This window comes from Bacillus sp. FSL M7-1345, from assembly GCF_038006985.1.
In the GTDB taxonomy this organism is placed as follows: domain Bacteria; phylum Bacillota; class Bacilli; order Bacillales; family Bacillaceae_G; genus Bacillus_A; species Bacillus_A cereus_U.
In genome coordinates this window covers 1-15,257 of sequence record NZ_JBBOWG010000002.1, presented here as the reverse complement: position 1 = coordinate 15,257, position 15,257 = coordinate 1, and the positions used below count along the sequence as shown (strand labels likewise).

Sequence of the window (15,257 nt, the reverse complement as noted above, 5' to 3'; positions counted from 1 at the left end):
TAATTTATTACGTGAATTGTTGCGTGAGGAACGCGAAGAAATAACAAAAGAACTCCAATCCATGAGAGAAGAACTACGACGAACTCAAGAAGAATTTCAAACTTTGAAAGACGGTATACAAACATATCAAAAACACCATGAACAATTGTTACAAGAAAGAGATGAGCAACTATTACATAACATACGATCTATTCAAGAAACTAAACAACTAGTTGCTCCTACTACAGAAAATAAACATCATTGGTGGAAATTCTGGAAATAAAATAAGCCTTGCATATAAGCAAGGCTTATTTTATTTCTTTTCACTTTAGAACATAGTAATTCCACTATTTTTTATACAAGATTTTATACAATTTTTTGTACTAATACTGGACATTCATAAGCCTAAAAAAACCATCATTTCTGCAATCTATAAAATCATGCATAGAATGATAACCAAAAAAAAGCGAAATCTATTGATATAAATAAAGAAATCGAAAGACTCAAATACACAAAACTCATATCACTCTTTTTATTATAATAACATTTTATTAATTTATTTATATATAAAAAAATATAGTTAATCATAAATTATTGTCTGTAGTTCATTAATAAACTTCAATAAACAAATTGCAAAAGCTGTTATACATACATATACATAAATGAAAAAAATAAATACATGGGCATTGAACAGTTGTGAACTACTCGCCACTTAGCAAAGCTTGAAGTGGGAGCTTCTCAGTTCCACGACGAAAGTAACCTTTCGTCTCCCTGAGCGAGCGTTGGACGCTCTCTTGGTACGGTTGATATTTTACGCAGGAACCGAATGGCTTGGTTTTCGCACTCTATTTTCTTCCTGCAACCTCATATATCAAGTTATCAAAGAACTTCATATAGCTAGTTTATCAAAAGTTTTTGGCTATGGCCAAATCAAAATTCATCTCCCACCTACCGTTGGGCTATCGCCCTTCACACGCTTGAGGAAGGAAAATTCTTTCTGTAAATTCGTTAAAAATCTAAAGTAATTTCAAAAAGGAGATTAAAATAACATGAGTGAACAATGTCCAATTAATGCATCATGTCAGGTGGTAGGACAAACTCAAACACCATTAAGTAATAGAATTGCAGCACCAATTATTACTACAGAAGCACCGCTTGTACAAATACCAGTTGTATTAACTGAAAGAACAATTCAAATTGTTGTAGAATCCAATATTTCATTAAATCCTCCAGCAATTGAAATTAAACGTATCTTAAAAAATGACGTATTTTTGACACGAGGTAAGTTAATTCCTCTAGAATTTACTCCAATACCAGGTACAAATTACCGCCTAGTTACAAAAGCTAAACTATTTTTACAAGGATATATTCGTAAAAATATTGAATATATAAATGATGAATATAATAGAGTTATATATAACTACATTGCCAATGTTCCATTTTCTGGTTTTGCAGATCTAATAGAGGATGATTTTCTATCTCTAGCTTTAATAGCTGCTTCCTCAGATACTACATCTCATTTTAATAATCCTAAAAACGGTGATTTACCAAATTTAGAAAAATACCTCTTCGAAAATACAGTTTTTTATAACAAACAACCATATTGCGAATTAGTCAGTGCTCAATTTGTTGAATTAGACTTTTCTCCTTATCTAACAGACTTAAACAAACCATTTGATACTCTTCGTGAAAAAATGGTATTAAACCTTACTTTAAAAGTTTTACAAGTACAACAAGTACAAATTTAAAACAAAGAAAACTTCTTATTTTTCAAAACCAACCTACTTAAAAAGAACACCAATGCCCATTGGTGTTCTTTTTAAAGGAAATTATAAAATAAAATGAGATGAAATAAGTGAGCGAAACCTATTCCAATACTACAATATATGTTTGATTAATATTTATAGTGCTAAAAATTCAATATCATTATTAATAATAGACAAAAAACTCACTTCTTATCTTTTTTCAAATAAAAAGCAAGAGTCTCTTTATCATTAGATTTTAATTTTTTTACCAAACAGGCGACTCCAAAATGACTTCTTCTGTTCTGAAGCTGTTATTAAGCGATTGCTATCCTGTATTTCTTTTAATACCTGCATTAATTCAACATCTCTTTGTTTTTCTCTTATTATTCGTTGAGCATCTGTTTCCTGTAAAAGTTTACTTTGTTGATCCAATCTTTGAATCAACTCTAAATTAAGTTGTTCCAATCGTTCTATACGTTCTACTAATGCTTTTATGTGTTCTGTGTCTGCTACACTATCCGTAGCAACTGTTGCTACCTCATTTTCTTCAACACTTGATATCACTAAATTTACAGCGTGTTCTAGTGTTATACTCTTCTTGTTCATAGCTGCTATTAGCCGTTCTATAGTTGCTACGTCTTTATGAAAAAAGACTCTAGAATTATTTATTACCTCGCTCAAAAGGATACCCGGCTTCTTCCAGGGCAAGACAATATTTACGTAAAGTACTTGAGCCAATCCCTAAGTTATTGGCTACCTCTGATCCCCAATAAGTTTGAGCCATAATTTGTCCTCCCTCTGCTCTAAGCTGTTCTTTAGTTGCTATATAGTGTTTTCCTTCTTTAGAAAGGTAACACCTTTTTTTCAAATTTAAAGAAATGTTTTTATTACCTTTTACAGTCACTAATTAATATTTAAATATTAGTTTACTTTCAAATCATCTAAAACAATATCCATTATATTTAAAAAAGAAAGGAAACCTATTAGTAACTTCCTTTCTTTCCAAGGAGATTTCAATAAAAGCATAAACAAGTGCACCACTACTCGTCTCACACTATAATTTATGTTTTCTTATTCAAAATAGTGCAATTGACTTTAGTATTATTTATCTTTTTTAAAATATAAGAAAACCTACCAAAATTTTAACGAAAACACATACTAAGTAAAATCTAATACAAAAAACATTAATTTTATTAATCTAATTTAGCTTGTTATATTTCAAAATGAGAAAAATAACTATTATACAGGCCCTCACACAAATAGATATATTAAATATTATATTAAAGCGAATAACTTTAAATAAAAAATAAACGGAGGTTTTTTTAATTGAATAACCAAGAAAACTATCATTCAGATGATCACCACAAAGATTGTAAGGTTAAATCAGAAACACAAACTCCATTCAGTGATACTCCAGCAACACCTGTTCTTACAAACAATCCAATAGTTAAAATTCCAGTTGTATTAGCAGAAAGAACGCTTCAAATTGTAGTCGAAGCAACAATTCCACTTCATCCACCAGCAGTAGAAATTAAAAGAGTATTAAAAGATGTATTTTTACAACAATGTAAACTAGTACCTGTTGAATATGAGCCAATTGATCAAACAGGATATTTTCGAGTAACAAGAGCAAAATTGTTTGTAGAAGGTTTCATTCGTAAAAATATTGAATACGCTGCTAAAGACTGCAATGGCGTGATTCATGATAAAATTGCAAAAGTTCGATTCTCTGGTTTCGCTGATTTAACTGCAGGTGACTTTCTTTCTAACCCAATATTAGCCTTTGCTTCGGAAAATAAAGCTCGTTTCATTAATCCAAAAAATACTGATGTTCCTCGTCTAGACAAATTCTTCTTTGAAAATAATGTTTTCTATAATGAACAACCATTCTGTGAATTAATTAGTGCAGAATTTTATGAACTTGATTTTTCACCATGTGATCATGATGATGATTTTGATTATGGTCATCATGATTCATGTGAAAAAGATCATGAGAAAGAATTTGACAAATTACGTGAAAAAATCGTTCTTGACCTTACTTTAAAAGTATTACAAACTCAACAAGTACGAGTTGGCGGAACAACAACTAGACAATCTGGTTGCTAATTAAAAATATTCATACACTAAAAAGAAAGAAGAATCCTAAAAAATTCTTCTTTCTTTTTTCTATTAAATTTTAAAATTTATTTATTAAACAGAACAACTTCAAAATGATTTCTTCTGTTCTGTGTCTGCTACGATACCTATAACAACAGTTGCTATGTCAATTTCTTCAGTACTTAATATTACTAAGTTTATAGCTTGTTTTAGTGTTATATTCTTCTTATTCATAACTGCTATCAGCCGTTCTATAGTTGCTACATAACATTTTCTTTTGCATCTACCAATCTAATAATTTATACAAATTTTTATACAAAAAAAGCAAAAAAAGAAAATAGCAAAGACCCCTGAAATCCTTGCTATATCAACAATGTATAAAATTATGCATATCATAATAAATAAGGAAAAAGCGAAATCCCTTTTATATCAATGGATTTCGCTTTTTATTTGCTACCGATAATTTTGTGTTATGTAAACTTGTCATGTATAACATATGCATAATAATTCTTTATTGGACAGTCATCCAAACACTTGTCTTATTTTACTCATATACTAGGTAATATTATATACACAATGTAAAAGGAGTTTTTTGATGTCTAGAAAAAATAGATGTTCATGTGACCATTTTCAGAAACCATTTCCTATAGCATTTCCTTGTTCTTTTCCAATTCCTGATCCGCAACTACCACGCATAAAAACTATTACTTTAACTGCTAATCAAACTACAGCATGTACGTCAGATCAAGGAAATAACACTTTGTTTTTTTCGGGTCAAGTATTGGTAAACGGGAATCCTGCTGCAGGAGAAATAGTTAGCTTTTCCTTTAGTAACCCTGCTCTTGTTTTTATGGTTCCTCTTGCTACTATTACTAACGCTTCAGGTAACTTTACCGCTGTATTTATAGCTGCTAATGGACCCGGAACAGTAACCGTTACTGCTTCACTTCTTGATTCCCCTGGAACAATGGCTAGCGTTCCTATTACCATTACAAATTGTCCGTAATGGTTCTATTTTTACGGACCAAGTTAATTTTTAATAAGACTTGATTATGTGAACGAAAAGTCCTTTTAGAATATCTGAAGGGACTTTTTTTATAGGTTTCAAAATATAACTACTTATAATGAGACGTTATGTTAACTAGTGATGTATGAAGTATTCATTACTTTATGTACATTAATAAATCAAAAACATAGTTTTAATTACAAGGCTATCCAATATCTTCTTAACAATTCCCTATCATCAGGTTCTAATCGTTTATCTTCTAATAAGCCGTTGTTATTTTCGATGACACCAGCTGAAGCTTCGTTGTCGTCCGCACATGTGACAAGAACTTTGTTCAGGTTTCTTTTTTTCGCTTCAATTAAAGCTAGCGCCAGCATTTTTGATCCATAGCCTTTTCTTCTTTCGCTTGGTTTAACAGAATAACCAATGTGTCCAGCGTAGTTCAGCAAATAATCATTTAACTCGAGTCTAACAGAAATCATGCCAACAATTGATTTATCACTCTTTTTAACAGCAATATACTGAACACTTGGTACTCGGTTAGCAGGAAGTGTCTCCCGAGCTGTTAATGTTTCCAAATAATCTATCCAGTCTGTTACACTGTTTTTAAAAGCTAAGGTGGAAGATCCATTGATCCCGTTTGGGCTATAGGGGAACTCTTTCTTGTAGTCTATAATCTCTTGTTCGAATTCCAAGCTAGGTAAAATTAGTTCAATATCATCCATTGCTATCACTCCTAAAAATTTATATATATATATAAAAATATCAAAAATATTAGAAAATTTCCATTCTTTAGATTTACTACCTATAACGAAAATTATGTAAATAAGCTGTCCATATGGACAGCTTATTATTTTTTATTTAACGTGGTTTTGTTTTGATCTTTTGGTATAAAATTTGCTTTTTGGCTAGAGTGCTGGCTCGTCGTGTGGGGGCGAAACCCCACGTATTACGTATCTATTTTTAGAATAAGAACTATCTTGGGACGAATGGTCTAAGCGGTTCGGCTCGTATACTTGTTTGTCCAAGTCGAGAACCATTGCTTTGCTTTTTGTCTGTCGGCTTGGCGAGAAAAGCACACGAGCCGAAAAAAGTTTTGCAAGGACAACATCAAAAAGAAAAGGCGGTAGCCTTTAGGTGAGGATTAACGAACCGATTTTTTGATGTTGAGGGTGGAGATTTTTGAGTGGTTTTTTCAAAAATACGACCCGTTCCTTGCGGAACTTTTAGCTATATATATAAGAGTGAGAAGAGCAAAGTGAAAAAAGTCAGTAATAGCAAGGGTTTATGAGGTAGGGGGTGTTGCAAAAAAGCAACACCTAAAAAATGGAAAAACACATAAAAAAAATAAATAGACTGGTAATTTATGTTTTTTTTCCTTGATTTTCAACTTTAAAATTTCTTAATGAACCCCTGAAAATATGTTGAGTTGCCCTATCGATACTATCCTTAGGAGAACAACACATAATATTAGGATTTACAAACCATGTTATAAACTACTAGATTTGGATTCGGCTCCTGAAACGCTTCAGCGCCTCCTTTTTGGCCTCACTATACCTTTTGGGTCGTCTTTACCTTCCACGATCGCTACAACCAATTCTCGTTGCTGATGCGTCTTATCGTCTTTATGTATTTTGTCATAGTAGTCATCAATCTTACGGTCATTTCGTTTTTGTTTCTCGTTATACTTATCGATCGCTTCTTGAAAGACATCCTTGTATACACTTCGAATGTCCTTTTGAACAAAAAAATATTCTCATCTAATCTGGCTGGATCGATGCCAGGATTCCCATGAATGTTTTCTCTGTTATTATGGCTTAATGAACTTTGGTGAGATTGATTAAATGAAATAGAGAACAACATAAAGTGCCACCACTTCCCCTAGATTAATTGATACAGATAGGGGTCTGCGACGCTTTTCGGCTTTACCGAGTCACGTTTGAACGTGGCAAAAAACAAATCTTGGGCTTTGCCCAAACCCACTGGGGAAATCTTCCCCAGACCCCATACAAAAGGTCAGAATCGGAGTTTTTTTACTTTATCATTTCATTCAAATGACATATTTTGTTGAATATAGAGGTAATTTTAAGGATTGAATCGGTCGTTTTTAGTAAGAAAGTTGATAACTACGGGGATAGCCTTTACTTCAAACTCTTCCTCTGTATCGCTAAATGTAAGATAACCATATAACTGGCGATTGTCGATATACTGTGGTACACCTTTTTTTCTTAATGTATCACTAAATATAACATATTCATGCCTGTTACTATCATCTAGATAGCTTACAGAATGTAAAACTTCATTTCGTACAAAGTAAGTACAATGGACCACTTCCACCTCAATTAGTCCTTTTATATTCTGTAAATAAATTTCGTTATAAAGGTTTGAACTAGTGAAGTAACCATTTTGATCAGTTATAAAATGATAATTGGAATAATAACTCGATTGTTCATCAGCATTTCGTAGAAAAGGGGCAATAACTGGCAAACCCGTATTAAGAAGATGTTCAAGTGTTTCAGGTAAAATAAAATTATCACAATCAACTACAAAATAGTGTGTACCTTTTGACTGTGCCCACTCGATAGACTCTTGGCGTATACATCCCAACACTTTGAACCTTAATGAATTCCATTCATGTGGTGCATATTCGTGTACAGGCTCCTCTACATTGCTTGAATCATAATAAATTTCAGAGTACTTATCTTTTACTTTATCTATCCATTGCTCTAGTATAATAGCTGTTTGATCGTTATTATTATTTGTACGTATATAGAGTTTTATTTTAGAAGAGGGATAGGTTTGTTTCTCAATTAGTTTTAGATATAAAGGTAAAATATGAGCTTTATCTTTTGCAAGTATTGCAATCGTTACAAATTCTGTTGTATTTAACATATAACAACCCCATCTTTTATATATTAATTGATGATATTTTCAGTCCCTATTCGAACAATAATTTACAATATCTTTCCATGTCATAAAAATACGAACAATGTCTTCTTCTATGAGTTCAGTACCAGTCTGTACCTCAATAAATTCTAAATCTGTTATTGCTTTAATACTGTGTGATGCACCTACTGGTATTTTTAGTACATCACCGGGGTTTACTTCCCAGATCTTTTCATTTAATGCAAATAACCCTTTCCCACTAATAATGTTCCATACCTCGGTACGATGAAAATGTTTCTGATAGCTGAGGTTTTTATTAGCTGCAATACATATTCGTTTAGTTAACACTTCATGGCTATTATGAAACTTTGTATAATCTAATACTCTATACCACCCCCATCTCCTTTCTTCGTACATCGGTCGATAATCAAACTGAGCTGCAATTTCCTTTACTCGAGAACTAGATTCTTTATCTGAGACAAGTATTCCATCAGGGCTCGCAGCAACGATTAGATTAGACAAACCAAGTATAGATACCGGTATATCAAGTTCGTTAATGACGTGAACATTGATACAATCAGAACTAATAATTCCTTTGCCAATAAGAGGGGAATTTATTTCTTCAGTGAGAGTATTCCATGTCCCTAAATCTTTCCATTCTCCTTGATAAGGAGCTACTATAATATTATTTGTTTTTTCAACTATTTCATAATCAAAACTAGTTTTAGGTATTCGATTATATTGTTCAATCATTTCATCAAAGTTTTGAGGGAGACCTTTTTTCACTAAATTATTTAGTAAAAACTCTAATTTAAATGCAAATACACCACTATTCCACAAAGCCTTTTCAGTCATTAGTTGCTTAGCTTTTTCTTGGTTTGGCTTTTCTACAAAACATCTAACTTTTTGGAAATCCTCTTCAATACTTAAATCATGTGAACTTTTAGGCACAATATAGCCATATTTTTCTGTTGGAAATGTAGGTTGTATACCAATTAAGGCCAGGTCAGCATTCTTATTTTGTATTATTTTCTCTAACTTTTTTAAATGTTGGAAAAATTCATCTTCAACATATAAGTCAACTGGCAATACAATAACTACTTCATTTTGATTAACTTCTAATACATTGGATAAATACATCGAAGCCAAAGTGATTGCTGGATAAGTATCACGGCGACTTGGTTCAACTACTAAAGGAATATCAGGACTTAATTGACTATTAATCATATCCACTTGAGATTTACATGTAGATATTATCGTATGCTCTGAAAGATTATTTATTTTCAGTTGTTTCCATATACGCTGAACCATTGATATTTGTTTATTTTGTTCATCTAATAATACCTTCAGAAACTGTTTAGATCTCGAATCGTTTGATAAAGGCCAAAGTCGTTTCCCTGAACCACCAGATAAAAGAATAATATGCAAGACATTCATCCCTTAAGTAAATATTTTCAATATTTTTTTGTAACTATAATTACATTATATTTATTGACCTATTTCAGGTGAATTGTCTATGCGAATAATATTTAACAATATGTGGTTTTATTCTGGCCTTTTGGTATAAAATTTGCTTTTTGGCTAGAGTGCTGGCTCGTCGTGTGGGGGCGAAACCCCACGTATTACGTATCCATTTGTTGAATAAGAACCATTTTGGAACGATTGATCTAGGCGGTTCGGCTCGTATACTTGCTAGTCCAAGTCGAGAACCATTGTTTTGCTTTTTGTCTGTCGGCTTGGCGAGAAAAGCATACGACCCGTTCCTTGCGGAACTTTTAGATATATATATAAGAGTGAGAAGAGTAAAGTGAAGAAAGTCAGTAATAGCAAGGATTTAAAAGGTTTACTTTCAAATTAGAAGAAGAGATCCTCCGGTTTCAATCCAGTCTTTATCTCATACCCTAAAATAGGATAATTAAAATCCACATTGCATGGTGGGTAAAGAAAACTATAGAGTTAGATTATGATATTTGTTATTACCCATATCGCCCAAAAGAGAACTAAAAATTCTATGAAAATCCAAAGTATTTTTTTCTCAGTTTTTTTGAATTCTTTTATTAAAGAGAAAATCGCACTAATTGCTATAAGGACGAAAAGTATGAGTCGTATTATATCTGGCATGTTAACCACTCCTCATTTTAAATTAAATTCATTATATAATGATTTTTAAATTTTTAGTTAATTAATGGTGAGAATTAAGCAAAATTTAAACAAAATATTTTTTGAATAGAGAGAAGGAAAACTATTGGTAAGTGTCAATGGTAAGCGGACTGGAATGGATCAGCGGTTTATGCTGATCCATGAAAGGAGCATTAAGGAATTGACACGTGCGACTGATTCCTCGCCAGTTGGCAGTTCCTCAAAACGAACCGTTTTGGGGATGCCAACTGGCGAGGGGGCCCCTCAAGGATTTGAGGGGTTGGGGAGTTCGATTGATGGGGTCAAGGGGAAGAGTTCCCCTTGTAGGTTCGGACAAAGTCCGATGTTTTTTGCCATGTTTGGCATGGCTCGGCAAAGCCGACAAGCGTCGCAGACCCCTATTGATTTTGATGCGTTAGCGTCAAAATACGTATAGGGTTACTTTAATTGACTCCATTTCGTCGCTTTGCTAGACTTATGGTATCAATTATTCTAGGAAGAGTGGTGGCACTTTATGTTGGGTTCTATCTCATTTAATCAATCTCACCAAAGTTCATTAAGCCATAATAACAGAGAAAACATTCATGGGAATCCTGGCATCGATCCATCAAGGTTAGACGAAAATATTTACTTTGTTCAAAAGGACATCCGAAGTGTATACAAGGATGTCTTTCAAGAAGCGGTCGATAAGTATAACGAGAAACAAAAACGGAATGACCGTAAGATTTATGATTATTATGACAAAATACATAAAGACGATAAGACACATGAGCAACGAGAATTGGTTGTAGCGGTTGGAGAGGGTAAAGACGACCCAAAGTATAGGGGAGCAAAAAAGGAAGCGTTAAAACAGTATGCTGAGGCGTTTCAAAAGCGAAATCCAAATCTAGTAGTTTATAACATGGTTTTACATGATGATGAAGCCAATCCGCATTTACATATTAACTATGTACCGAATTTCGAAAATAGTCGAGGATTAACGAGGCGTGTCGGAATGGATAGAGCTTTGCAACAACAAGGTGTAGAAGGAACGGGAAGAAAGTTAATTGCACATTGGAGAGAATTAGAAACGGCCTATATTGAGCAATTGGCTAAAGAGCACATTCCGAATTTTGAACGTGCTAATGTAGGTTCACATAAGTACATGAAAGTCCGTCAATACAAGGAATATGCAGAAACAAAATCAATTGTTAAGAATCAAGTACAAGAAAAAGAAACGCAGTTGCAAACGATTGATCATCATTTAAAAAACGTTGAAGAGAAAACAAACGAGTTACAAGTAGCGAAAAAGAGTTTGGAAAGTGATGTCGTTGATAAGTACAAAGAATTAGAGATAGTGAAACAACAAGTAGAGAGTGAAAGTGAAAAACTGCAGCTAATGGGCCAGCGTCATGTAGAGTTAGAAAAAAGAGTAAAAGAAATGCAAAAAGAGTTGGATAGTGCTACGGATCAAGTGCCAAATGAGTCTGTTGTAATTCCGTTTTTGCGTAAAGAAGTAATAACACAAGTACAGGATAAAATGATTGGGAAAGCTGAAATTACGAAGAAACAGACAAGAAATTATGTATTATCACCGGAACAATATCAAGAATTTACAAAGCAAGTGAATGCAGCGGTTACTATCAAAAAGGATTATGAGCGTTTGAAAAAAACAGATTTTGTGAAAGAGAATGAGAGTTTAAAAATACATGCAGAGGGATGGATGGAAGAAAATCGAACATTGAAACAAGAAAAAAGTCAGTTACAAAAAGAAGTTGGTGTATTAAATAGAGAAATTAGCTCATTAAAAGCTCATATAAAGGTTTTGCAGACGAATATAAGAGTTTTATATGTACAAACGAAAAAAGTTTTTAAAGAGCAATTTAAGGCGTTTAGAGGGATCATTAAAAATGAATTGGATAGCAAGGAAGTAGATAATCAATTTGAACGTGAACATAAGAGAGAAATAAGCAGACATCGAGATTTTGATAGGGAACGGTAAAAAAATAGGGAAACTTTGTTTTTATCTTCAAGGTTATTGAAAACGTGATAGAATGAAAAAAAGAGCCATGCTGGAACATGACTCTTTTTATAGGGTATTCTACGAAAATACCTAGACTTCATTTATCTGATTATAGATTATCATAATTTGTTTTATAATCAAATAGCAAAAAATAGGTGTTTTTGTTGATTCCCTCAATTTAGAGGAGGAATTAACAATGAATGAAGAATTGGGACAAGCTTTAAATCAAGCTGATAGAAATGCTAGAAAAAGAGATTTTGAGAAAAATGGAAAACAAAGAGACCAAGCTGAAGAACTAAAAAAATCTCTTTTACAACAGTTAAAAGAATTAACCGGAGAAGACCATTATGTTGGAACTAATAAAGATCCATTTGCTGGAGAACCATTTAATCAAGTAATGCACAGAAATTTAGATTTGTTGAATAGTATTGGTTATTTAACTCAAGCAGAAGAAAGTTTTTTATTTAGAATTCAAGCTTATTTGGAATTTAGAAGTAATGTTATTATTTGTAGAGATGATAAATTTAAAAGGAAACGAAAGAGCGCTGAAGAAGATTTTGAGTTACCAAAAGCAGCAACTGTTTCTGAAATTGCTGAAATGATAGGAAAATCAAGAGAAAAAACTTCTTTGGTTATGAATTCATTAAAGAAAAAAGAAATTTTACTTAATCCAGAAGGTGCTGGACAAATTATTGAAAATGGTCGCACTGTAAGTCCTAGAACGTGGGTGGTAAATCCGTACATAATGATTTGTGCACCTCGAAAAAATGAAGTAAAACTTGATAAATTAACGATGAGATTGTTTCAATATTCTTTGAAAAATCTTAAAGATCAAAATGGTAAAAAAGTAAAATTACCAGCTAGATTTTTTTAGACTGTATCAATTTGATATAGTCTTTTTTATATGTATTTTAAAGTTTGTTATCCACTTGGTTACTTTTTTGTATTTTTTTAGGTGTGACGAAAACGTCACAAAAAGGTTTAAAAGTGTGACGTTTTCGTCACACCCTAAAAAGTGTATTTAACCCAGTCATATCAAGGGATTTACATGTTTTTTGTAGATGCTCTCTATTATCACTATTATTAAAGGCTAAAAGTTCCGCAAGGAACAGGTAGTATTTTTGAGCAAACAACGCTCAAAAATCTCCACCTTCAGGAGAAAAAAGTCGGTTCGTTAATCCTCACCTAAAGGCTATCGCCTTTTCTTTTTTTCCTTGTCCTTGCCGAACTTTTTTCGGCTCGTGTGCTTTTCTCGCCAAGCCGACAGACAAAAAGCAAAACAATGATTTTCGACTTGGATAAGCAAGTATACGAGCCGAACCGCTTAGATCATTCGTCCCAAGATAGTTCTTATTCTAAAAATAGATACGTAATACGTGGGGTTTCGCCCCCACACGACGAGCCAGCACTCTAGCCAAAAAGCAAAATTGAAACCAAAAGATATGATTAAATCCATAAAAAATATAATAAGCTGTCCATATGGGCAGCTTATTATATTTTTTTGCTTAGCGTGGGGTTTTTCTGAAATGCTGGCGGTACCCCAGTATAGAATTCTAAAAGAAAAAAAAGAGAGGGCAAGCTACGGGAGTGGGAGCCCACTCCCCAAAAACTACGTTTTTGACTTAGTAGGAGATTCCTACAACCTTTACTGTTTTTTGGGTCTCAAAATTTCATTTTCTCATCCTAAAACGGTTGTCGCTTCGCTCGATTTTCTAATCTTTATGAATGTAAACTTTTAGATATTAGTTTACATTCAAACCCCTGAAAACATTAACTTCACACCAAATCTCCTGATATCCTCAAAATACACAACAAAAGTATACATTCAAAACACTACAAATAAAGAAGTAATTATAGCTAATTCACTTAATCTATGATTATCAACAATTAAATAAGGGTGGGTTGTTTTTTAGGTAACCCACCCTTATTTAAAAACTAAAGAATCTGCGTTAGTTCTGAATTCAAAACTCGTTGTGCAGTAATAATAACATTACCAGGTGCTATTCCGTAGACACTGTATAAACCACCGTTTTGATTAGGAACAATTTCAACTTCATATTGAAGTGCTTGTCCCAAAGTAGAGTGAACTAAACTGAGATTTATAAATTCAGAAGCATTAGCAGCCACATTAAAGTTTATCTGTTCGATTAATGTTCTTGTACCGTCAAGTCTAAAAGATCTAACTACCCCAGTAAGTGGACCTGCAGTACGATTGAGAATTTTAACCCTAGCTCTAGTTGCATTAGTAGGTTGATTTCCTACGTTTTCAATAGGACCAGTAGAGAAAGGCATTTTAAATTCACCTCCTACTAAATTAAAGGATTAATAACCTATAGATTACAGTTTCATAGTATTCAATATTTTATTAAAATGTTCCAAATCAATTAACCAATTCGTTTTAAAAATAAAGTTTACATAACACCACTTATTCATAGCAAACCAGCAGGAACTAGAGTACTATATCTTTTTTTGATGTACATTTTAGTTAATTTAAAAAATAAACAATACAATTATTAAAATAAATACACTACCCAATCCATATTTTTATAAAAATAAAAAAAGAGTGCTGTGAAGAAACACACTCATTGAAAGAAATTTACCAATCGCGACGATCATCATGATCACGGTCATGATCATGATTACGTCTGCGACGACATTCATCACAATCACAGTCGCGGTCACGTCTACAACGACGATCATCACAATCTCTATGTCTGCGTCTGCAAAACATTAAATCATCCCAAAATCTATTACAATCTCTGCAATGTCTGAAATTACAATTGCATCCCATAAATATGATTACCTCCTCTTAACAATAGAATTCCTCATATTCTATGATTAAAAGTTAAAAACAGCTTGTTTACTAGTCTATGTTTTGCATTTTAAAATAATAAGATATTTTGCCCTTAGCCGATATTACCGACAAATTTCACATTTCAAAGGTATTTCGTTTTATCATGTATAATGTAACTTTAGGAACGTCAATTGGAACATTAAGAGGAGCGTGAGGAACGATGTCTGATGGAACGCGGAATGGTATACAATCCGAGCCACTCCCGGCTTTCCTAACCAAGGAAGTAGCAGAAATGTTAAGTATTAGCGAAAGCTATTTACGTAAATGGTGTTTAGAGTTAGAAAAACATGAATACATCTTTATAAAAGTTCGTGATCCTAAAAGTAATCGCGAGTATCGAACCTTTACTTCAAAAGATATAAAAGCTTTGAAACAATTTCAAACACTTATGAAAGATGCCGGATATAACAAAGCCGATGCTGCCAAAACCGTAGCAATAACCATAAATAATGAAAATTGGAACACGAGTGGAACGTCCCATGATCCAATAAATTCCCAATCCTTGCTTATTACGAGAGATAAAGAAATATTGGAACGCGAAAACAACAC

Annotated in this window: 12 protein-coding genes and 3 pseudogenes; 6 read left to right on the top strand and 9 right to left on the bottom strand. The window is 32.9% G+C overall.

The window, feature by feature from the left end:
• On the top strand, nt 1-262 hold a 262-nt coding region (locus MHB76_RS26175), incomplete at its 5' end, for a DUF3967 domain-containing protein (protein WP_340988281.1).
• A 766-nt stretch (nt 263-1,028) separates the two neighbouring features.
• A complete protein-coding gene (locus MHB76_RS26170) occupies nt 1,029-1,727 on the top strand; it encodes a CsxC family protein (protein ID WP_078175190.1) in 699 nt (232 codons plus the stop codon).
• 246 nt (nt 1,728-1,973) lie between these two features.
• On the opposite strand, the pseudogene MHB76_RS26165 reads toward MHB76_RS26170, so the two are convergent.
• Nucleotides 1,974-2,508: pseudogene (locus MHB76_RS26165) on the bottom strand (DUF3967 domain-containing protein).
• A 542-nt stretch (nt 2,509-3,050) separates the two neighbouring features.
• On the opposite strand from MHB76_RS26165, the gene MHB76_RS26160 reads away from it, so the two are divergent.
• Complete coding sequence (locus MHB76_RS26160) at nt 3,051-3,830, top strand: CsxC family protein (RefSeq protein WP_078175189.1); 780 nt, start codon at nt 3,051-3,053, stop codon at nt 3,828-3,830.
• A 765-nt stretch (nt 3,831-4,595) separates the two neighbouring features.
• Here MHB76_RS26160 and MHB76_RS26155 read toward each other — a convergent pair.
• From MHB76_RS26155 to MHB76_RS26130, 6 genes and pseudogenes are all read right to left on the bottom strand, one after another.
• Complete coding sequence (locus MHB76_RS26155; protein WP_078175187.1) at nt 4,596-4,811, bottom strand: hypothetical protein; 216 nt, start codon at nt 4,809-4,811, stop codon at nt 4,596-4,598.
• 213 nt (nt 4,812-5,024) lie between these two features.
• Nucleotides 5,025-5,552, bottom strand: coding sequence for a GNAT family N-acetyltransferase (locus MHB76_RS26150; protein WP_078175186.1), 528 nt, complete (start codon nt 5,550-5,552; stop codon nt 5,025-5,027).
• Between the two features lie 620 nt (nt 5,553-6,172).
• Nucleotides 6,173-6,317, bottom strand: a pseudogene (locus MHB76_RS26145) (MarR family transcriptional regulator); the annotation flags it as partial.
• Nucleotides 6,310-6,690: pseudogene (locus tag MHB76_RS26140) on the bottom strand (plasmid recombination protein); the annotation flags it as partial. The pseudogenes MHB76_RS26140 and MHB76_RS26145, both read right to left, overlap by 8 nt.
• 222 nt (nt 6,691-6,912) lie before the next feature.
• On the bottom strand, nt 6,913-7,719 hold the full coding sequence (locus MHB76_RS26135; RefSeq protein WP_078175185.1) for a hypothetical protein: 807 nt from the start codon (nt 7,717-7,719) through the stop codon (nt 6,913-6,915).
• A gap of 39 nt (nt 7,720-7,758) precedes the next feature.
• On the bottom strand, nt 7,759-9,141 hold the full coding sequence (locus MHB76_RS26130) for a sugar phosphate nucleotidyltransferase (protein ID WP_078175184.1): 1,383 nt from the start codon (nt 9,139-9,141) through the stop codon (nt 7,759-7,761).
• 1,225 nt (nt 9,142-10,366) lie between these two features.
• Here MHB76_RS26130 and MHB76_RS26125 point away from each other — a divergent pair.
• Both MHB76_RS26125 and MHB76_RS26120 read left to right on the top strand, forming a co-directional pair.
• On the top strand, nt 10,367-11,833 hold the full coding sequence (locus tag MHB76_RS26125) for a plasmid recombination protein (RefSeq protein ID WP_078175195.1): 1,467 nt from the start codon (nt 10,367-10,369) through the stop codon (nt 11,831-11,833).
• Nucleotides 11,834-12,050: 217 nt separating this feature from the next.
• Nucleotides 12,051-12,728 carry a Rep protein gene (locus MHB76_RS26120; RefSeq protein ID WP_078175194.1) on the top strand — a complete coding sequence of 226 codons (678 nt, stop codon included), beginning with the start codon at nt 12,051-12,053 and terminating at the stop codon, nt 12,726-12,728.
• A gap of 1,061 nt (nt 12,729-13,789) precedes the next feature.
• On the opposite strand, the gene MHB76_RS26115 is transcribed toward MHB76_RS26120, so the two are convergent.
• Together MHB76_RS26115 and MHB76_RS26110 are read right to left on the bottom strand one after the other, a co-directional pair.
• Nucleotides 13,790-14,146 carry a hypothetical protein gene (locus MHB76_RS26115; RefSeq protein WP_033728813.1) on the bottom strand — a complete coding sequence of 119 codons (357 nt, stop codon included), beginning with the start codon at nt 14,144-14,146 and terminating at the stop codon, nt 13,790-13,792.
• Between the two features lie 304 nt (nt 14,147-14,450).
• On the bottom strand, nt 14,451-14,645 hold the full coding sequence (locus MHB76_RS26110; RefSeq protein ID WP_078175192.1) for a hypothetical protein: 195 nt from the start codon (nt 14,643-14,645) through the stop codon (nt 14,451-14,453).
• A gap of 223 nt (nt 14,646-14,868) precedes the next feature.
• Between MHB76_RS26110 and MHB76_RS26105 the strand changes: the two genes are divergently transcribed.
• Nucleotides 14,869-15,257: MerR family transcriptional regulator (locus MHB76_RS26105; RefSeq protein ID WP_340988276.1), on the top strand; the 389-nt coding region annotated here is incomplete at its 3' end.

Coding starts and splice junctions, on each gene's coding strand:
- MHB76_RS26115 (WP_033728813.1), bottom strand. CDS start 14,146: ATGCCTTTCTCTACTGGTCCTATTGAAAACGTAGGAAATCAACCTACT.
- MHB76_RS26120 (WP_078175194.1), top strand. CDS start 12,051: ATGAATGAAGAATTGGGACAAGCTTTAAATCAAGCTGATAGAAATGCT.
- MHB76_RS26110 (WP_078175192.1), bottom strand. CDS start 14,645: ATGGGATGCAATTGTAATTTCAGACATTGCAGAGATTGTAATAGATTT.
- MHB76_RS26150 (WP_078175186.1), bottom strand. CDS start 5,552: ATGGATGATATTGAACTAATTTTACCTAGCTTGGAATTCGAACAAGAG.
- MHB76_RS26135 (WP_078175185.1), bottom strand. CDS start 7,719: ATGTTAAATACAACAGAATTTGTAACGATTGCAATACTTGCAAAAGAT.
- MHB76_RS26155 (WP_078175187.1), bottom strand. CDS start 4,811: ATGGTAATAGGAACGCTAGCCATTGTTCCAGGGGAATCAAGAAGTGAA.
- MHB76_RS26125 (WP_078175195.1), top strand. CDS start 10,367: ATGTTGGGTTCTATCTCATTTAATCAATCTCACCAAAGTTCATTAAGC.
- MHB76_RS26170 (WP_078175190.1), top strand. CDS start 1,029: ATGAGTGAACAATGTCCAATTAATGCATCATGTCAGGTGGTAGGACAA.